The organism is Bradyrhizobium sp. 155, assembly GCF_023101105.1.
Classification (GTDB): domain Bacteria; phylum Pseudomonadota; class Alphaproteobacteria; order Rhizobiales; family Xanthobacteraceae; genus Bradyrhizobium; species Bradyrhizobium canariense_D.
On the sequence record NZ_CP064704.1, the window covers coordinates 2,041,200 to 2,061,285 of the forward strand.

The following is a 20,086-nucleotide window of genomic DNA, read 5'->3' on the forward strand; positions in this document are numbered from 1 at the left end:
GGATGAGGGGTTCTCTCCGCGGTTTAAAATGAGAGAGGTTTGCTCGCGGAGGCAACCCTCACCCGTCTCGCCGTTTCGCGGCGAGCCACCCTCTCCCGCAAGCAAGGGGAAAGGGTGCACCGTCGGCGCGGCGCGTAGCCTCACGTCCCGTAGGTCGAGCCCTTCGGCAGCGGAAACACCGGGTCCCGCGTCCGGATGTTCGTCGGCCACACCACCGAGATGTGTTCGCCGGCATTCTGCATCACCACCGGGGTCGAGCGCTCGTTCTGGCCGGACATCGGCGTGCCCGGCGGGAAGAATTTCACGCCATAGCCCTGGATGGTGCCGCCGGCTGGAATGTCGACGTCGAGCGCGGCCTTGCGAATGGCCTCGGGCTCGAAGCTGCCGTACTTCTCCTTGGCGACCGGCAGCACGTTGTTGAGCAAGATCCAGGTCTGGTTGAAACCCATCGAGCAATGCGGCGGCACGTCGGTGGCGCTGGTCTTGGCCTGGTAGCGCGAGACCATGGTCTTGGTCAGGTCGCCGATTCCAGGCGCGAGCTTGGAGGCATCGAGCAGTTGCGCCGGCACCGGATCGATGTTGCAGAAATTGTCGATGTCGGGGCCGAAGGTCGCGCGCAGCTTGTCGAGCTGGCTGTAGCCGGCGCCCGCGCCGAACAGCATCTTGAAGCGCAATCCGCTCTCGCGGGCCTGGCGCAGGAACAGGGTGATGTCGGGGTTGTAGCCGGCGTGCGAGATCACATCGACCTTGGCGCGCTTGAGCTTGGTCACGAGCACCGAGAGATCGGGCGCGGAAGCCGAATAGCCTTCGCGCATCACCACCTGGATGCCCGCCTGCTTGGCATAGGCCTCGTCGGCCGCCGCGACGCCGACGCCGTAAGGGCCGTCCTCGTGGATCAGCGCGACCTTGACGTCCTTCGGGTCCATGCCGAGCTTGCCTTGCGCGTGCTCGGCGACGAAGCCCGCGAAGGCCTGGCCGTACTGATCGGAATGGATCTGCGCGCGAAACACATATTGCAGGTTCTTGTCCTTGAACACGGCGGTCGAGACCGCGGTGGTGATCCAGAGGATCTTCTTCTGCTGCTCGACCTTCGCCGCCATCGGCACCGCATGCGCGCTGGAATAGACGCCGTTGATGATGTCGATCTTTTCCTGGCTGATCAGCCGCTCGGCCTCGTTGATGGCGACGTCGGCCTTGCTCTGAGAGTCCGCCGCGACCGGCACGATCTTGGTCTTGCCGCCGATGCCGCCCTTTTCGTTGACGAGGTCGATGGCGATCTGCGCGCCGACCGAGGAGGCGACCGAGCCGCCGGCGGCAAACGGACCGGTGAGGTCGTAGATCAAGCCGATGCGCAAATTCTCGGCTTGCGCCTGGGCCCGTGTCCAATCGAGGCTGAGTGCGGCGGCGGCAGCCGCCGAGCTCTTCAGCAGCTGCCTGCGTGAAGTGGGCATCCTATCCTCCCTCAAAGATCGTCTTATGATTTGGTCTTGTTATTCTTTTTCGAAGTATGGGGAGCGGGGCGGCGGAAAGTCAACATGGCGAAAGTCGGGGTCCGGTCTCCGCGACGCAGAACGCAATTGCGAAATGGGTGATGAGCGCGCCCGTTACTGTTTCAAGCGACGGGCAAGATAGCCAGCGGTCTTCCCGCCGGCCGCGGCGACCTCTCGCGGCGTCCCCGACGACACGATACGGCCGCCTTCCTCGCCGGCGCCGGGACCGAGGTCGATGATCCAGTCGCTATGAGAGACGACATCCATGTCGTGCTCGACCACGACCACGCTGTTGCCGGCGTCCACGATGCGCTCGAGTTGGGCGATCAGCCGCTCGACATCCCTGGGATGAAGACCGGTGGTCGGCTCGTCCAGGACATAGAGCGTGTGACCGCGTTGCGGCCGCATGAGCTCGGTCGCAAGCTTGATGCGCTGGGCTTCCCCGCCCGACAATTCGGTGGCGGACTGACCGAGACGAATATAGCCGAGCCCGACCTCGCGGACGACCGATAGGGACCGGTTGAGGGTTGGATCTTCGTGGAAGAATTCGAAGGCTTCGTCGACGCGCATCGCCAGCACATCCGCGATGGATTTTCCGCGGATCTTCACCTCCAGCGTCTTGTCATTGTAGCGCGCGCCCTTGCAGGTCGGGCAGGGCGCATAGACGCTGGGAAGAAACAGAAGCTCGACGCAGACAAATCCTTCGCCTTCGCAGGTGCTGCATCGGCCCTTCGCGACATTGAAGGAAAAGCGCCCGGCATCGTAGCGGCGGGACTTTGCCTGCGGCGTCACGGCGAACAGCTTCCGGACGTGGTCGAACAGGCCGGTATAGGTTGCAAGGTTGGATCGCGGCGTGCGGCCGATCGGCCTCTGATCCACCACGACGAGACGATCGACCTGGTCGAGGCCGGCGACGATCTCGCCGCCCAATGTCTCGACTGTGGGTGCCAGGCTATCGTCGTCCGCGTCCGCAGCCCGTGCATGGCCGAGATGCTCCGCCATGGCATCGACGAGGAATTGGCTGATCAGGCTCGATTTGCCGGAGCCCGACACGCCGGTCACGCTGGCGAGAACGCCGAGCGGGATATCGACGTCGAGGCCGCGGAGATTATTCCGGGTCACACCCCGGACTTTCAGATGCGCCTTCGGCTGGCGGCGGACCATCGGCAGCGGCTTTCGTGGATGCGCGAGATAATGGGCGGTTCGCGATTGCGCGACCTGCCCGAGTCCTGAGGGCGGTCCGCTATAGAGGATGTTCCCGCCGCCTTCGCCGGCATCAGGCCCGACATCCACCAGCCAGTCGGCATGCTTGATCACCTCGATCTCGTGCTCGACCACGAAGATCGAATTGCCCGCGTGTTTCAGCCGGTCCAGCGCCCGCAGCAGCGCCTCGGTGTCGGCGGGATGCAGACCTGCCGACGGTTCGTCGAGCACATAGACGACGCCGAACAGGTTGGAGCGAACCTGGGTCGCAAGCCGCAGCCGCTGCAACTCGCCGGGCGACAGCGTTGGCGTGCTGCGCTCGCAGGCGAGATAGCCGAGGCCGAGGTCGAGCAGGACGGCCAGCCGCGCCGACAGATCCTCGCAGATGCGCCTGGCGACGATGGTTTTCTCCGATGCTCCGACGGTCGAAGTCTCCGCGAAAGGGTTCATCACCTCCTGCAGCTTCTCGAGCGGCAGATGAGACATCTCGGCGATATCAAGTCCGGCGAATTTGACCTTGAGTGCCTCGGGCTTCAATCGCGTGCCATGGCAGGTCGGGCAGTCCTGGGTGATCATGAATTGCGCGACGCGGCGCTTCATCATCGCACTCTCGGACTTGGCAAAGGTCTGCATCACGTAGCGCTTGGCGCCGGTGAACGTGCCCTGATAGCTCGGCTCCTCCTTGCGGCGCAGGGCCCGTTTGACCTCGGCCAAGTCGTAACCGGCATAGACCGGAACGGTCGGCTGCTCCTCCGTGAACAGGATCCAGTCGCGGTCCTTCCTGGGCAGCTCACGCCAGGGCTTGTCCACGTCGTAGCCCAGCGTGGTCAGGATGTCCCGGAGGTTCTGCCCCTGCCAGGCACTCGGCCACGCCGCGACGGCGCGCTCGCGAATGGTGAGGGTGTCGTCGGGCACCATGGACTTCTCGGTGACGTCGAGCATCCTGCCGATACCGTGACAGGTCGGGCAGGCTCCTTCCGGCGTGTTCGGCGAGAACGATTCCGCATAGAGCATCCTTTGTCCGCGCGGGTATTCGCCGGCACGGGAATAGAGCATCCTGAGCAGGTTCGAGATGGTCGTCACGCTGCCCACGGACGACCTCGTCGTCGGCGCGCCGCGCTGCTGCTGGAGCGCTACGGCGGGCGGCAGGCCTTCGATGTCGTCCACCTCAGGGATCTGCATCTGGTGGAAGAGGCGCCGCGCGTAAGGCGACACCGATTCCAGATATCGCCGTTGCGCCTCGGCGTAGACCGTTCCGAAGGCGAGCGAGGATTTTCCGGAGCCCGACACGCCGGTGAACACGACGAGGGCGTTGCGCGGAATACTGACGTCGACGTTCCTGAGATTGTGCTCACGCGCGCCCCGCACGCGAACGAAGCCGTCATCCTGCATCAGGTCATCGGGGTGTCTTGATCGGTCGTCCATCTCGCTGCTCCGGCCCACGCATGGGAGATAACGGCAGGATCGCAGGATGGGTCCACAGATGCCAGCGCATCGGTTGCGTTCTGCACAAAGCGAAGGCCCGCCGCGATTGAAGCGACGGGCCATGCAAGGGCGATGGGGCGCTCGGGACGGGGCCCTGGTGCCCCAGCGTGGCGTGTTACTGCGACAGCTTCACGAAGCTCGGAAACTTCAGCTTGCCCTCCGCGATCTTCTCGGGCCAGACCACGACCTGCTTGGAGTCCTGCCACTGGAAGACCAGACCGGATACGGTCGTGGGACCGGACTTGATGCCGTGGGTGAACTCGTCGTCCTTGCCGTAGAACTGGATGCGGCCGATCGTGCCCTCGTAGTCGGTCTTTTCGAGCTCAGCGACCATCTTGTCCGGATCGGTCGAGCCGGCGCGCTTGATCGCCTCCGTGATGAAGTAGACTTCGTCATAGGCGGTGTAGCCGGTGTAGGCCGGCGGCGAGCCGAACTTGGCCTTGAAGGCGGCCGCGAACGGCTTCGTCTTGGAGGTCACGGCGACGTCGGGCGTTGCGACCGCCAGCGACGGCACGCCGTCGGCGGCGCCATTGGTGTCCTTCCAGAAGGTCGGGCTCAGCGCCTGCGCGCTGATGCCGAACATCGGGACCGGCACCTGCTGGTTCTTCCACTGCACCGTCGGCTGCACGCCGACATGCGAGATGCCGGTGACGATCACGTCCGGCTTCTTGGCCTCGATATTGTTGAAGATCGGCGTGAAGTCGGTGGTATCGGGCGAGAACCGCACGTGCTCGACGACCTTGAGGCCTGCTTTCGGAAGACAGGCTTCGTAGCCGACGTCGAGCGGCTTGGTCCAGGCGGCGTCCTCGCTCATGATCGCGGCCGTCTTGAACTTGAGCTTCTCGACCAGCAGATCCTTGGCGGCGTCGCAGACGAGCTGCGCTTGTGCGGCCGAGGTCAGATAGCCGTGGAAGGTGTATTTGTTCTTTTCGTAGTCGTTATGGATCGCCTTGGTGATCTCGTTCGAGGCCGCGCCGGGGGTGATCAGCGGCATCTTCAGCCGCGCTGCCCAGGGCTCGAGCGCCAGCACGACCTCGCTGATATAGCTCGCGATCACGGCGGAGACTTTGTCCTCGCTCACCGCGCGCTGGAACGCGCGCACCGAGTCCGCCGAGGAGCTCTTGTTGTCGTAGGTCACGATCTCGATCTTGCGGCCGAGAATGCCACCCTTGGCGTTGATCTCGTCGGCGGCGATCTGCGCGCCGCCGGGCGTCGCGGCACCAGCGATCGACTGCACCTCGGCGATGACGCCGATCTTGATAGGATCGTTCGACTGCGCATAGGCGGGAGCAGCAAGGCACAGCGCCAGCGCGGAGGCGAGGAGGAAGCTGCCGCTCAAACTCTTCGATGGTCGCATGGTCGTTTCCTTTTGCTTGTTTTGTTGTTGGTATGGGCGAACTAGAGAAAATCGGCGCCAGCCTCCGCGGCGAAGCGGCCCGGATCGCCCTCCCAGACGATCCTCGCATGCTCGAGCACATAGACGCGGTCGGCATGCGGAAGCGCGAAGGTCACGTTCTGCTCGCCGAGCAGCACCGTAATCGACGTCGTCTGCCGCAGCCTCGTTAGGGCCTTGGACAGGAGTTCGAGGATGACGGGGGCGAGACCCAGCGTCGGTTCATCCAGGATCAGGATCTGCGGCTGCATCATCAGCGCGCGGCCGATCGCAAGCATCTGCTGCTCGCCGCCGGAGAGCGTTTGCGCCATCTGGCCCTGACGCTCTTTCAGGATCGGGAATAGCTCGAACAGCCAGGCGAGCTGTGCCGCGCGCTTGTCGTCGGCCAGATGTTGCCCGCCGAGATCGAGGTTTTCGCGCACGCTCATCTCGCCGAACAGCTCGCGCGATTCCGGGCACTGCACGAGGCCGCTGCGGGCGATCTTCGCCGGCGTCGTGCCGCGCAGCTTCTCGCCGTTGCGCACGATCTCGCCGCTATAAGGCAGGAAGCCCGAGATGGTGTTGAACAATGTGGTCTTGCCGGCGCCGTTGAGACCGACGATCGAGACGAACTCGCCCTCATGGACGTGGATCGAGACGTTCTCCAGCGCCTGCGCCTTGCCGTAGAACACGCTGACATTCTCGACCTGGAGCAGCGGCACCTTGTCCTTGAAGCTGGTCTCGGGCCGCGCATGGGTCTCGATGGCGCCGCCGAGATAGACCCGCCGCACCGTCTCGTTCTTCATGACGTCCTCGGCCTTGCCGGTGACGATCTCCTCGCCGAGATACATCGCGAGCACGCGGTCGACCAACGCCGCGACGCTCTTGACGTTGTGGTCGACCAGCATCACCGCGCGGCCCTCGTCGCGGAAACTGCGGATCAGGTCGGAAAACATTTCGACCTCGGCCCGCGTCAGCCCGGCAAAGGGCTCGTCCACCAGCACGACCTTGGGATCGCGCGCGATAGCCTTGGCCAGCTCGAGCCGGCGCAGGTCGGCGAAGGGCAGCGTCGGCGGGCGGCGGTTCATCACGTTGCCGAGCCCGACGCGATCGGCGATCCATTTGGCGCGCTCGAGCAGCGCCTTGTCCGGAAACAGCATGAACAGGCTGTCCGGCAGCAGCGCGACCATGATGTTCTCCAGCACAGTCTGCCGGTTCAGCGGTCGCGAATGCTGGAACACCATGCCAAAGCCCTTGCGCGCGATCTTGTGCGCCGGCAAGCCCGCGACGTTCTCGCCCTCGAATACGACTTCGCCTGATGTCGGGCGCTCGATGCCCATGACGCTCTTCATCGCGGTCGATTTGCCCGAGCCGTTCGGGCCGATCAGGCCAAAGATCTCGCCGCTATTGACCTCGAAGCCCAGGTTCTTCACCGCCGTCAATCCGCCGAAGCGCTTGGTCAGGCCGCGGACTTCGAGCACGGCCCGGTTTGAAGATCGCATATCCATCACGAGCGCGCCTCACGCGAGAGGGCCGCTCCGAGGAAGCCGCCGGGGAAAAACAGCACGACGAGCAGCGCGACGGCCGAGACGATGAAGGTCGCAAGCTCGCCGGTGGGCCTGAGGAACTCGCCGGCGACGATCAGGAAGATCGCGCCGAGTGCCGCGCCAAGCACGGTGCGCCGGCCGCCGAGCACGGCTGAGACGATCACGTTGACGCCGACCGCGACGTCGACGACGGTGCCGACCGAGGCGGTGCCGAAGTAGAACACCAGCAGCGCGCCTGATAACCCCGAGAAGAACGCACTGACGATGAAGGCGGCGAGCTTGTGCTTGACGATGTTGAAGCCGAGCGCGCCGGCCTGGACCGGGTCCTGGCCGCTGGCTTGCAGCACCAGGCCAACAGGCGATTGCGACAGGCCATAGAGAATGGCCGCCGAGATCGTCATGAAGCCGAGCGCGATCCAGTAATTGACGCCGGCGTTGATGGAGATGACGTCGGGAATGGTCAGCCCGATCTCGCCACCGGTGAGGTCGGCAAACACCACGATGAAATTCTGCAGCATCAGCACCGCGACCAGCGTGGTCAGGCCGAAATACGGTCCGCGCACCCGAAGCGCCGGCAACGCCAGCACGAGGCCGGCGATGACGGAGGCGAGCGCGCCGAGCACGATGCAAGCGTAAACCGACCAGCCGAACTGGGCATTCAGGATGCCGGCGGTGTAGGCGCCGACGCCGATCAGGAAGGTCGGCCCGAAATTGACCTCGCCGGCGAAGCCGAACAGCAGGTCCCACGCCATTGCGAACACGCCGAAATAGAAGGCGACGGTGAGAAGCCCGAGCACGTAGCCGGAGACGTAGAGCGGCAGCGTCGCCGCGATGACGACGAGCGCGAATGAGATGAAGAACAGGCGTGTCGTAAAGAAGCTGGCCATCTCAGCGCCTCCCCAGAAGGCCCTGGGGCCGGATGTACATCACGAACACGAGCAGCAGCAGCGCCGGAATGGTGCGGTAGGCCGGCGAGACCAGATAGGCCGTGAGCGTTTCGAGATAGCCGACCACGAAGGCTGCGATCAGCGAGCCGGAGACGCTGCCGAGGCCGCCGAGCACGACGATCGAGAACGCGCTCGCGGTCAGCGGTCCGACGCTGTAGGAGCTGACGCCGAGAAACATTCCGAGCAGCACGCCGGCGATGCCGGCGAGGATGCCGTAGATCGCCCACACCACGACGTAGATGTTGGTGAGCTCGAGGCCGAGCAGGGTGACGCCGCGTGGGTTCATCGAGGCCGCCAGCACCGCCTTACCGGTGCGGGTGCGGTTCACCAGGAGCCACAACAGAGCGATGACGAAGCAGCACACGATCGCGGTAAAGATCTCGTTCCTGGGCGTGCGGACGCCGAGAATCTCGACCACGCCCTCGACGATCGGCAGCACGGTCTTGGCGTTGTTGGTGAACAAATAAGCGATCACCTCCTGGATCATGATCCCCCATAGCAGCGTGCCGGTGAGGACGAAGATCTCCTTCTCTTCATTCGGGATGCGCCGGGAATCCTGGATCGGCTTCACCACCGCGAAATAGGTCGCAAAGGATGTAAGGAGGGCGACACCGACGCCGATCAGTGCGCCGGCATAGGTGCCGACATTCAGGATGCTGGCGGCAGCCCAGGCCGCCACCGCTGCCGCCACCATGATGGCCCCGTGGGAGAGGTTGAGGACGCCGGAGACGCCGAAGATCAGCGTGAAGCCGGTGGCACCGAGAGCATAGAGAGCGCTGATGGCAAAGCCATCGATCAGAATCTGGAAAGCACGCATCTAGGGTTGGCAATCCGATTTATGAGAGACGATGTTGCTGGAGCAACGTGCTGCGGGGGCCGCATGTGGAAGCTCCCGGGAGCTGGTCCCGGGAGCGTGTCCTGCTAGTTCGAGAGCTTGATGAAGCTCGGGAACTTGACGTCGACCTTGGCGACTTCCTTGGGCCAGACCGCGCTCTGCTTGCCGTCCTGCCATTGCAGCATCAGCCCGGTGATCAGGCCCTTGCCGTATTTGATCGAGTGCGTGAACGGATCGTCCTTGCCGTAGAACTGGACACGGCCGATCGTGCCTTCCCAGTCGGTCGTCTCCAGAGCGGCGACCAGCTTGTCGGCGTCGGTCGAGCCCGCGCGCTTCACCGCATCGGCGATGTAGTAGACCTCGTCATAGGCGGTGTAGCCGGCATAGGAGGGATAGTTGCCGAACTTCTTCTTGAAGGCTTCGGCGAACGGCACTGATTTCGGCGTCACCGCGACGCCTGGGCCGGAGACGCCCTGGTAGAGTACGCCCTCGGCCGCCTGATTGGTGTCCTTGCCGAAGGTCTCGTTGGTGGCCTGCGAGGAGATGCCGAACATCGGGATCGGCACCTGCTGGTTCTTCCACTGCACCGTCGGCTGCACGCCGACATGGGAGATCCCGGTGATGATCACGTCGGGCTTGGAGCCTTCGATCTTGTTGAAGATCGGCGTGAAGTCGGTGGTATCGGGCGAGAAGCGGATGTGGTCGAGCACCTTCAGCCCGATCTTGGGCAGGCATTCCTCGTAGCCGATGTCGAGCGGCTTGGTCCAGGCGGCGTCCTCGCTCATGATGACCGCGGTCTTCATGTGCATCTTGTCGACGAGCAGGTCCTTGGCGCCGTCGCAGACGGAAAGCGCCAGCGCGGCGGAGGTCAGATAGCCGTGGAAGGTGTACTTGTTCTTCTCGTAGTCGGCATGGACGCTCTTGCTGATCTCGTTGGAGGCGGCACCGGGCGTGACGAACGGCGTCTTCAGCCGCGAGGCCCAGGGCTCCAGTGCCAGCACGACTTCGCTGATGTAGCTGGCGATGACCGCATTGACCTTGTCCTCGTTCACCGCGCGCTGGAAGGCGCGCACTGAATCTGCCGAGGAGGAATGATTGTCGTAAGAGACGATCTCGATCTTGCGGCCGTCGACGCCGCCATTGGCGTTTATCTCGTCGGCGGCGAGCTGTGCCGCCTGGGGGATGGAGGCGCCGGCAATCGCCTGCGCTTCCGCGATCACGCCGATCCTGATCGGGTCGGCCGCAAGCGCCGCGCCTGACGTCATCAACACAGCGGCCGCGGCGGTACCGAGTGCTATTCGCAACGCAACAGAGAGCGGTTTCTTCATCTTGTTCTCTCCCTTAACAGGCCTCTTATGAGCCATTATGCCGCGACTATACCGGCGGAGACATTCTCGGCAAGTGAAACCGCGTTCAGGATTGTGAGGCACGAACTAAAGTCTAGCGCTGGGCAATAGCGGGCAGGAAAGCTGTCGGACCCGTTTCACGCGGAGGCATGCAGATTTCGTCGGTAGGCATGCGCAGCTATCGCGGGCGCACAGCAACCGGAACGCTGAATTGCGATGCCGTCGCGTCGGCTCAGCGCGCTTGCAGCAGCGATGGATCGAGCGGCGCGAGCCGGGCCGGATCGAATGGCGAGATGTCGACGTTGCGCGTCGCACCCTCCGCGATCAGTTGCGCCATGACCTCGCCCGTGGCGGGCGCATTCAGGATGCCCCATACATTGTGCCCCGTCGCAACATACAGACCTTCACTTCGCGGCACCTTGCCGATCAGCGGCAGGCCGTCCTGTGTCACCGGCCGGAAGCAGGCTTGTTGCGCAATGATCCTCTCGGAGCGGAACAGCGGCGACAGCCGCTCGGACATGGTTTGCAGGCGCGCGATCGCGTCCTTGTCCGGCGTCACGGCCGCCGGATCGAGCGGAAGCGGCGCGATGTCGGAGAGAGCGGTGATATGCGTGCTGCCGTCGGCGCGAGGAAAGACCTCGATCGACACGGCACTGCCATTCTCTTCATACTCCAGGAACAGCGCATCGGCCGGCGCATCCGTGCCGGTGTCGTACACGATGCTCGGGCTGCGCTGGCCGTAGACGGCGGGCAGGCTCATCCATTGCGCCGCGAGCAGCGACCATGGTCCCATCGCGATCACGACGGCGTCCGCCTCGACGATGCCGCCGTCGACCTCGACGCCCGTCGCGGTGGTGCCGTTCGCATCGCGCATGATGCCGGTCACCTGGCCGGGACGAAACTCGGCGCCTTCCGCGAGCGCCGCGTTCATCACGGCTGCGGTGAATTTTTTGGGGTGAACGATCGCGGCGGTCTCCATCGTGCCGATGCGTTGGGCGATGATGACGCCGTTGCTGAGCCAGCCGAGCGCGGACGGTGCATCCCGGCGCGGGTGGCCATCGGCGGCAACGAAGCCGCTATAAGCGGTCATCGGGCGATAGCCCCAATCGCCTGCGATCTGTTCCGGCAGCTGCGCATGGATCGCAAAGCTCCGTCGCGCCAGCGCATCGAGCGGCGAGCCCTCGCACCAGTCGCGCGCGAGGAAGCCGCCCGCCTTGCCTGACGCCGCGGCCGCGACGCCCGCCCGCTCCACGACGACGATTTCGATGCCACGGCGGCGGAGAAACCAGGCGATGCAGGCGCCGATCACGCCGCCGCCGCAGATCACAACGCGCATGAATGCTCCCTTACACAATGAAATCCTTCGCATGGAGATCCGCGGTATGGATTCGCGCCAGCGTAATCGTATCGGTCGCCGTCAGGTGGATCACCGCGTTTCCTGTGCTGTCATCGCTGATCAGGCTTTTCAGCGCCGCCCAGTCTGCGAAGCCGTAATCGTGCAAATTGATCAAATCATGCTCTCGCGCCGTGCTGCCGACAGCCTTGTTGCCCTGGTCGAAATCGTTGATCACGTCCAGGCCCGAATTTTTGTCGAAGACGAATCTGTCGTCGTTCGGTCCGCCCCAGAGCTGGTCATTTCCGCCACCGCCATTCAACATGTCCTTGCCGCCGGTGATCGAGCCGGCTGTGAACGGAGCGTAGGTCTGTGCGTCGCCATACAGGAAATCGTCGCGGCTGCTGCCGAGGAGGATATCATCTCCGCCATGCGCATTGCCTGACATGTTCGAGGCGTCTCCGACGAGCACGATGGACGTGGAGTCCGGGTTGCCGTCGACGGTCGCGATCAGGATATCGTTGCCGCCACGGGTATCGTCGCTCATGTAGCCGGCGTCTCCGACCAGAGACGCGCCGCCGGATCGGGCTGGGGCACCGACGGTGTAGATGAGCATGTCGTTGCCGCCGTGCGCATCGCCGCTCATGGAGACGAGGGCATCGCCGGAGATTGAAGCGCCGCCGTAACTGCCGCCCTGGGTCACGCTGAGGATATCATTGCCGCCACGCGCGTGATCGCTCATGGAACTGCCGGAATCTCCGCCGAACGTGCCGGACGATCTGTTTCCCATCGATGCAATGACGACGTCATTGCCGCCCCCCGTGTCGGCTGACATGGCGGTTTCGGCATCGCCAAAAATGCCGGCGTAGATCGATGTCGATGCATCGACATGAAGTACATCGTTGCCGCCATGGGCGTCGCCGGACATCGCCTGCGCATCGCCGTCCAGGAACACGTAGTCCCCGAAGCCTGTGACGGTCGCGGCGAGATGGTCGCCTCCTCCGTGAGAATGTCCTTGGAGGGTCTGGTCGTCGCCAACGAATATCAGGACCGCGTTGCCACCGTCGACGGTCGCGATCATCTTGTCGCTGCCGCCGCGGCCTCCGTTCGGAAGGCCCGGGTCTCCGAACTCCGTCACGAATTGCTGGTTCCCCACGCTGACGATGATGGTGTCGTTCGGCATACGGCGCATCGCGCAACTCCCGGTTCAAGTCGGGCGCGAGAACGAAGAGCATCATGCCTTTGCACCGCGCTGCGGCCTTGCCGCGCGATTCAATCTTCGTTGGATTAATGGCGGAGATTTGCCCGCGGCGTAATTTGATTGCGATCAGGGAACCGCGGGCGCCGGCGATCCACGCCGACGCCCGTGCTTGCGATCTTGCGCGCGGGCTCAGCCCGGTCCGGCGCCTTGCGTGGCCGTGTACACCGCATAGAGCGATTGGCTCGCCGCCATGAACAGGCGATTGCGCTTGGGGCCGCCGAAGCAGACGTTGCCGCACACTTCGGGCAACCGGATGCGGCCGAGCAGCTTGCCCTCCGGCGACCACGTCGTCACGCCGCTGTAGCCGACGGCGCGGCCGGCATTGCTGGAGGCCCAGACATTGCCGTTGACGTCGCAGCGCACGCCGTCCGGTCCGCACTTCACACCGTCAATCACGCACTCGCTGAACCGCTTGTGGTTGGTGAGCTTGTTGTCGGCGCCGACGTCGAACACGAATATTTCGCCCTTGCCGCCGGGGCCGGTGTCGCCGGGTCCCTTGCCAGTCGAGACGACGTAGAGCTTCTTGAAGTCCGGCGAGAAGCACAGCCCGTTGGGATCGGGCACCTGCTCCTCGGTGACGACGAGATCGACACGGCCGCTAGGGTCGATGCGATAGCAATTGGTCGGAAGCTCGCGCTTGCCCGGTGCGAAGCCGGCCGGCTGTCCAATCCGAGGATTGAGCTTGCCGCCGGAATTGCTCGGACCGCCCACGGCATCGGGCTCACCTTCGTAGAGCTGGCCGCCATAGGGCGGATCGGTGAACCAGTAGCTGCCGTCAGGATGCGCGACGACGTCGTTCGGCGAGTTCAGCTTCTTGCCGTTGTAATTGTCGCAAAGCACGGTCGCGGTGCCGTCATGTTCATAACGCGTCACCCGCCGGGTCAAATGTTCGCAGGAAAGTTGACGGCCCTGGAAATCGAACGAGTTGCCGTTGGAATTGTTGGACGGCGAGCGGAACACGCTGACGCGACCGTCGTCTTCGCTCCAGCGCATCTGCCTGTTGTTGGGAATGTCGCTCCATAGCAGATAGCGGCCCTGTGCACTCCACGCCGGGCCTTCAGCCCACAGCAAACCCGTATAGAGACGCTTGATCGCAGTGTTGGGCTGCGCGAGATCGTTGAAGGACGGATCGACTGTGACGACATCGGGGTCCCAGAAATAGGTGGTCGGCGCGCCGTTGGGACCGAAATCGCGTGGCGGGGTGGTAATCGTCGTCGGCGGTGCGGCTGGTCCGGTCTGGGCCAGCGCGGAGCCGGCGCCGGCAAAAGTGGCGGCGCCGAGCGCAAACCCCTGAACGAGCGTTCGTCGTGAAAGCGCAGCATCCTGGTCACGCTGCTTTTGGCGTGTCATCGCGTCCTCCCGGTCATGTTCGGCTAGCCGGTTGATCCGGCCGAGCAGGGCAAGGTTAGTCCGGTCCGATGACGGTTGCGAGGGGGAGGTACGCATCCTCAGCGAGATCGGGGCGGCAAAGCGCTGCAACGTCGAACATGGAAACGACAAATTCATCAGGCGTGACGGGGTTTACCGGAGCTGTCTTCGGGACATTGCCAAGCAGGGGAATGTCAAGCCTTGACCTCCTGCGCGATGCTGGCAGAACGTCATTCGGGGCGTAAGTCGGAGTTTACTGTGGTCGCTGTCGTCGTACTGGTTTTGCTGCTCGGGATTGCATTTGCGGCCGGCTATTTCACCCGCGACTACGTCTCCCGAAAAAGACGAGCCGAGGCGCGCCGCTGGCGTGAGTACAGCGAGCCGGATTGGCTCAGTGCCAACGCACCAGCCAACACCAACGATATCGCGATCGCTGGCACGGCTACGCCGGTTGCCACCAGCGAGCTCGGTCAGATGCTGAACCGCTGGGAGAGCAGGGCTCGCGCTCGCCGCTCGGCATAGCTTGACCGCCTTGCCGGCGTTCGGTCGGCCAAACAATTGGCACCGGTCACGCATCCGGCGCTGCGATCATGTCAGCCCTTCTGTCCATCTTTTGGCGTTGCGGTTGCTGCCATTTCTCGTCTAGAAACGACGCATCGAGCCTCCCGGCAACCAACCGTCAACGGTTTTGACCGAGGATTTGAGGGCTCAAAGGGTCCGGTAATGCTGATTCGCGGCCAAATCGATGGGATTTCGGGGGAGGTGGCTCTTGCCGCCGCCGCGATCCCGGCCGCGCTGCTGCCTACCCTCCTGATTGGCGGGCTTCTTCTTACTTGCCCCTGAGGGCCGGCTGGGCGCCATGCGCCTGGGCGCTCAGGGGTTGGTCGAGATCACCGGACACCTCAAGCGCCCAGAAGACTGACGGCGCAAAAAGCTCAAAAGGAAATTCAAATGGCCCCCGTGAACAAGTCCGATAAGGACCGCGTCATCATTTTCGACACCACCCTGCGCGACGGCGAGCAGTGCCCCGGCGCCACCATGACCTTCGAGGAGAAGCTCGAGGTCGCCGAGATGCTGGACGATATGGGCGTCGACGTCATCGAGGCCGGCTTCCCCATTACCTCGGAAGGCGACTTCCAGGCGGTCAGCGAGATCGCCCGCCGCTCCAAGAACGCCGTCATCGCCGGTCTGTCGCGTGCCCATCCGGCCGACATCGACCGCTGCGCAGAAGCGGTGAAATTCGCCAAGCGTGGCCGCGTCCACACCGTGATCGCGACGTCGCCGCTGCATATGCGGGTGAAGCTGAACAAGACCCCGGAGCAGGTGCTCGAGACCTCGGTGGCCATGGTCGCGCGCGCCCGCAACCAGATCGACGACGTCGAATGGTCGGCCGAAGACGGCACCCGCAGCGAGATGGACTATCTGTGCCGCATCGTCGAAGCCGTCATCAAGGCTGGCGCCACCACGGTGAACATTCCTGATACCGTCGGTTACACCACGCCCGACGAATACACCCACTTCATGAAGACGCTGATCGAGCGCGTGCCGAACTCGGACAAGGCGGTGTTCTCCGTGCACTGCCATAACGACCTCGGCATGGCGGTGGCGAACTCGCTGGCAGGCGTCATTGGCGGCGCGCGCCAGGTCGAGTGCACCATCAACGGCATCGGCGAGCGTGCCGGCAACGCCGCGCTGGAAGAGATCGTGATGGCGATCAACGTGCGCAACGACAAATTCCCTTTCTGGAATAAGATCGACACGACGCAGCTGACCCGCGCCTCGAAGGTGGTGTCGGCGGCGACCTCGTTCCCGGTGCAGTACAACAAGGCCATCGTCGGCCGCAACGCGTTCGCGCATGAGAGCGGCATCCATCAGGATGGCGTGCTGAAGGACGCTTCCACTTACGAGATCATGCGGCCCGAGATGGTCGGCCTCAAGCAGTCCTCGCTGGTGCTGGGCAAGCATTCCGGCCGCCACGCCTTCGTGCACAAGCTGGAGGAGATGGGCTACAAGCTCGGTCCGAACCAGCTGGAAGATGCGTTCACGCGGATGAAGGCGCTGGCCGACCGCAAGAAGGACATCTACGACGAGGACATCGAGGCGCTGGTCGACGAGGAGATGGCGGCTTCGCACGACCGCATCAAGCTGACCTCGCTGACCGTGATCGCCGGTACCCATGGCCCGCAGCGCGCGACGATGAAGCTCGATGTCGACGGCCAGATCAAGATCGAGGAGGCCGAAGGCAACGGGCCGGTCGATGCCGTGTTCAACTGCATCAAGCGCCTGGTGCCGCACGAAGCCAAGCTCGAGCTGTACCAGGTCCACGCCGTGACCCAAGGCACCGACGCGCAGGCCGAAGTCTCGGTGCGGCTGTCGCACGAGGGACGCGCGATGACCGCGCGCGCGGCGGATCCGGATACGCTGGTGGCCTCAGCAAAGGCCTATCTCGGCGCGCTCAACAAGATCGTCATGAAACGCCAGCGCGACACCGTAACGACCGCGGCGGCGAGCTGAGGTGGCTACTACCGCCTCTTCCGGAAGCGGGAGAGGCGGTGCTTGCGGCGTTCACCATGAATGGCTGCCCTGCTAACGACCAATAGCAGCTGGTGATGTCGACCTGTATTGATGCTGACGGCATAGGCCACCCGCGCGCCCGGTGGCCCAAATAACAACAGGGAGAGATTATGCGCACCTTCGCGATCGCTGCGTCCATCGCGGTCCTGGCACTTGGCTTGACCGGGCCGGCATCGGCCCAGTCGCCCATCATCATCAAGTTCAGCCACGTGGTGGCCACCGACACGCCGAAGGGCAAGGCGTCGGAGAAATTCAAGGAGCTCGCCGATAAGTACACCGGCGGCAAGGTCAAGGTCGAGATCTACCCGAACTCGACGCTTTACAAGGACAAGGAAGAACTCGAGGCGCTCCAGCTCGGCAGCGTGCAGATGCTGGCGCCGTCCAATTCCAAGTTCGGCCCGCTCGGCATCCGCGAGTTCGAGGTATTCGATCTCCCCTACATCCTGCCTGATCTGAAGACGCTGCGGAAGGTGACGGAAGGTCCGCTCGGTGCCAGGCTGCTCAAGCTGCTCGAACCGAAGGGCATCACCGGCCTCGCCTATTGGGACAACGGCTTCAAGCAGATGAGCGCCAACAAGAAGCTGGTGACGCCGGCCGACTATCAGGGCGTCAAGTTCCGCATCCAGTCCTCGCGCGTGCTCCAGGCCCAGTTCAAGGCGCTCGGCTCGCTGCCGCAGGTGATGGCGTTCGGCGAAGTCTACCAGGCGCTGCAGACCGGCGTCGTCGACGGGCAGGAGAACACCTGGTCGAACATCTATACCCAGAAGATGCACGAGGTGCAGAAGTACATCACCGAGAGCAACCACGGCTACATCGGCTACGTCGTGATCGTGAACAAGAAGTTCTGGGACGATTTGCCGGCCGACATCCGCGACCAGCTGACGAAGGCGATGAAGGAAGCGACCGACTTCAACAATACGCAGTCGCAGAAGGAGAACGAGGACGCGCTCGCCGAGATCAGGAAGAGCGGCAAGAGCGAGATCATCAAGCTCACGCCGGAGCAGGACGAGGCGATGCGCAAGGCCATGGAGCCGGTCTACAAGGACGCCGCAGGCCGCGTCGGCCAGCCGCTGATCGACGAGTTCCAGAAGGAAGCGAAGAGCACGACGAACTGATTTGAACGGAGGTTGAAAGGGGCTTCCGTGCCTGGCGCGGAAGCCCCTTTTGTTGCGAATGATTCCGATTGCGACTGAACTAAAATTCAGGAGCGTTACATCTTGGAAAGGACTCGCTCCCTGTCCAAGTTGTAAGTTGCGCGTAAGCCGCGCTGCGCTCATCCTCACGACATCCTTCCAGAGGAGAGTTCGCATGAGGAAATTCACCATCGCCGCCATCGCCGTGCTCAGCATCGCCGGCTCGGGCGCGGTCTATGCCCAGTATCATCGCCCGTGGATGCACGAGCACATGCGCCACATCCGCATGAACCCGGAAGACCGCGCCGCCATGGTCGACGCGCGGATCGCTGCCGTCCATGCCGGGCTGAAGCTCAACGCCGACCAGGAAAAGCTGTGGCCGCCGGTCGAGGCCGCCGTGCGCGACTTCGCCAAGCTGCGCATCGACCGCGCCAATGCGCGGATGAATGCCGGAGCCGGCGATGCCGGCAAGGACGCTAACAAGGACGCCGTCAGGCCGGAGGATCCGGTCGCCCGCCTGCGTCAGCGCGCCGAGGACATGGGGGCAACGTCGGCGGCCCTGAAGAAGATCGCCGATGCCGCCGATCCGCTCTACAAGACCCTCGACGAGGGCCAGAAGCGGCGCCTCGCCGTGCTGACCCGTCACCGCGGCCCGTTCGGCGGCGGCGAAGACGGCCCGCGCCGCCACTTCATGGAGCGTGGCATGGACCGCATGATGGAGCGCGGCATGGACCACTTCCACCGCGACCGTTTCGACCGCGACGATGGCCCGGACCGGGACCGCGAGGGCCGGCTCTGAGCCTACAAGGGTTGCCGCGATCAACCCTGGCGAAGCCGCTGGAATCCAGCGGCTTTTCGCTTTTTTGGGGGATGTGGGCACGCCCTTGGCGTACCCTTGGCGTACCCTTGGCATACCCTTGGAAAACTTACGTGCCATCGCTTGCCAGACCCGGATCGCTTTGCTAAACGACCGGCCTCGCAAGGCTTTAACCGCCTTTCGGGCGCATAGCTCAGTTGGTAGAGCAGCTGACTCTTAATCAGCGGGTCCCAGGTTCGAGCCCTGGTGCGCCCACCATATAATTCAAACACTTTGCGGGCTGAGCAAACGGCAAAACCAGCGCCGTTTACACCACCGTTTACAGTTTTGTTCTCGCTTCGAGCTTCACCACCGCAGCTTCAGCGAGCTGAATGTCGCGACCGAGGTAGTGCGCATCGAGAATGGCCTCGACGTCTTTCAACGAATGACCTGTGACGGCTGCGATCTGTGGCACGCTGGCGCCTGCGATTGCGAGGCGCACCACTGCCGTGCCGCGCAGGTCGTGAAAGGTCAGTTCACCCATACCGGCGCGCTCACATGCCCTTCCCCAGGACGTGCGAAAGCCGTCCGACGTCCATGGCCGACCGAGCGTGTTGGTCAGGATCAGGGGGCCTCGGCGCTCGGTGATATCGAGAAGGGTTCGCAAAGGCGCGCCGGCTGGCATCGCGACGCGCCGCCCGCCTTTAGACTGGCGCAGGCGAATGTAGGGGTTCTCGTAGGCGGACCAGGGCAGTCGCAGCAAGTCGCCTTGGCGCTGGCCACTCCACAACGCCAGGACTAAGGCGGGCTGGATCTCGCTAAAGGCGATCGCAAGAACCGCTGCGATGTCCTGCTCGGTCCAAATCTTGTCTCTGCGGTCTGCTACGTAGAGGCGGCCCCCGCGCTCGCATGGGTTGGTCGCGATGATGCCGCGGTCTTTTGCGAACGACATGATCCGCGCCAACGTGGTCCAGGCGTAGTCCGCCTTACGTGGTGTCTCGGCGAACAGGTCGCGCCAGGCCTTGAACTCACCACGCACTCGACGATCGGCCAGAGCTGCCACCGGCAGGTCGCCGAATTCATCTTCGATCAGCTTAATGTAGGCGAGGTACGCACGACGGGTCGATGCCGCTAGTCCGGTGAACTCTGGTGCGGCCTTGTACTGCGCAACGATCGTCATGAAGGTGCCGGCGCGGGGCTGCCGAAGGCTCGCATGCGCATCGTGATACTCTCGAACGAAGTCTGGCGCACCGGGCTGCGCATGGATGGCGGGGCCCCCACGCCATGCGTAGCAATGTACTTTCGTCTCGCCATTTGCGAGCCGTCTCTTGACCTTATGAATTCCTTTCAGAACGACGCGCACGGTTCATCCTCCATTCGTCCAAGGCCGCACCCT

At 63.8% G+C, this 20,086-nt stretch carries 15 protein-coding genes and 1 tRNA gene; 5 read left to right on the top strand and 11 right to left on the bottom strand.

Annotated elements, in window-relative coordinates; genetic code table 11:
• Positions 1-140: 140 nt before the first annotated feature.
• The 10 genes from IVA93_RS09905 to IVA93_RS09950 all read right to left on the bottom strand — a co-directional run bounded on the left by IVA93_RS09905 (position 141) and on the right by IVA93_RS09950 (position 14,169).
• On the bottom strand, positions 141-1,451 hold the full coding sequence (locus IVA93_RS09905) for an ABC transporter substrate-binding protein (RefSeq protein WP_018457488.1): 1,311 nt from the start codon (positions 1,449-1,451) through the stop codon (positions 141-143).
• Positions 1,452-1,604: 153 nt separating this feature from the next.
• Entirely contained in the window at positions 1,605-4,118 is a 2,514-nt protein-coding gene (gene uvrA, locus IVA93_RS09910) for an excinuclease ABC subunit UvrA (RefSeq protein ID WP_026233381.1), read from the bottom strand.
• 175 nt (positions 4,119-4,293) lie between these two features.
• Entirely contained in the window at positions 4,294-5,535 is a 1,242-nt protein-coding gene (locus IVA93_RS09915; RefSeq protein WP_026233382.1) for an ABC transporter substrate-binding protein, read from the bottom strand.
• 41 nt (positions 5,536-5,576) lie between these two features.
• Complete coding sequence (locus IVA93_RS09920) at positions 5,577-7,058, bottom strand: ATP-binding cassette domain-containing protein (protein ID WP_026233383.1); 1,482 nt, start codon at positions 7,056-7,058, stop codon at positions 5,577-5,579.
• Positions 7,058-7,984 carry a branched-chain amino acid ABC transporter permease gene (locus tag IVA93_RS09925; RefSeq protein WP_018457492.1) on the bottom strand — a complete coding sequence of 309 codons (927 nt, stop codon included), beginning with the start codon at positions 7,982-7,984 and terminating at the stop codon, positions 7,058-7,060. Before IVA93_RS09925 ends, IVA93_RS09920 begins: the two co-directional genes overlap by 1 nt.
• A gap of 1 nt (position 7,985) precedes the next feature.
• Entirely contained in the window at positions 7,986-8,861 is an 876-nt protein-coding gene (locus IVA93_RS09930; RefSeq protein WP_018457493.1) for a branched-chain amino acid ABC transporter permease, read from the bottom strand.
• A gap of 104 nt (positions 8,862-8,965) precedes the next feature.
• Complete coding sequence (locus IVA93_RS09935; protein ID WP_026233384.1) at positions 8,966-10,207, bottom strand: ABC transporter substrate-binding protein; 1,242 nt, start codon at positions 10,205-10,207, stop codon at positions 8,966-8,968.
• A gap of 250 nt (positions 10,208-10,457) precedes the next feature.
• Positions 10,458-11,561: an NAD(P)/FAD-dependent oxidoreductase gene (locus IVA93_RS09940; protein ID WP_018457495.1), complete on the bottom strand. Its 1,104-nt coding sequence runs from the start codon at positions 11,559-11,561 to the stop codon at positions 10,458-10,460.
• A 10-nt stretch (positions 11,562-11,571) separates the two neighbouring features.
• Positions 11,572-12,750 (bottom strand): calcium-binding protein, encoded by a 1,179-nt coding sequence (locus IVA93_RS09945; RefSeq protein WP_026233385.1) that lies wholly within the window; start codon positions 12,748-12,750, stop codon positions 11,572-11,574.
• Between the two features lie 198 nt (positions 12,751-12,948).
• Positions 12,949-14,169, bottom strand: coding sequence for an SMP-30/gluconolactonase/LRE family protein (locus IVA93_RS09950; RefSeq protein ID WP_018457497.1), 1,221 nt, complete (start codon positions 14,167-14,169; stop codon positions 12,949-12,951).
• Between the two features lie 276 nt (positions 14,170-14,445).
• Between IVA93_RS09950 and IVA93_RS09955 the strand changes: the two genes are divergently transcribed.
• From IVA93_RS09955 to IVA93_RS09975, 5 genes are all read left to right on the top strand, one after another.
• Positions 14,446-14,709 (top strand): hypothetical protein, encoded by a 264-nt coding sequence (locus tag IVA93_RS09955; protein WP_018457498.1) that lies wholly within the window; start codon positions 14,446-14,448, stop codon positions 14,707-14,709.
• 429 nt (positions 14,710-15,138) lie between these two features.
• Positions 15,139-16,701, top strand: a complete 1,563-nt coding sequence (locus IVA93_RS09960; protein WP_018457500.1) for a 2-isopropylmalate synthase — start codon at positions 15,139-15,141, stop codon at positions 16,699-16,701.
• 170 nt (positions 16,702-16,871) lie between these two features.
• Complete coding sequence (locus tag IVA93_RS09965) at positions 16,872-17,876, top strand: TRAP transporter substrate-binding protein (protein ID WP_018457501.1); 1,005 nt, start codon at positions 16,872-16,874, stop codon at positions 17,874-17,876.
• 193 nt (positions 17,877-18,069) lie between these two features.
• Complete coding sequence (locus tag IVA93_RS09970) at positions 18,070-18,693, top strand: Spy/CpxP family protein refolding chaperone (RefSeq protein WP_018457502.1); 624 nt, start codon at positions 18,070-18,072, stop codon at positions 18,691-18,693.
• 200 nt (positions 18,694-18,893) lie between these two features.
• Positions 18,894-18,969, top strand: a tRNA-Lys gene (locus IVA93_RS09975).
• 61 nt (positions 18,970-19,030) lie between these two features.
• Here the strand turns inward: IVA93_RS09975 and IVA93_RS09980 are convergent.
• Entirely contained in the window at positions 19,031-20,053 is a 1,023-nt protein-coding gene (locus IVA93_RS09980; RefSeq protein ID WP_247294793.1) for a tyrosine-type recombinase/integrase, read from the bottom strand.
• Positions 20,054-20,086 lie beyond the last annotated feature (33 nt).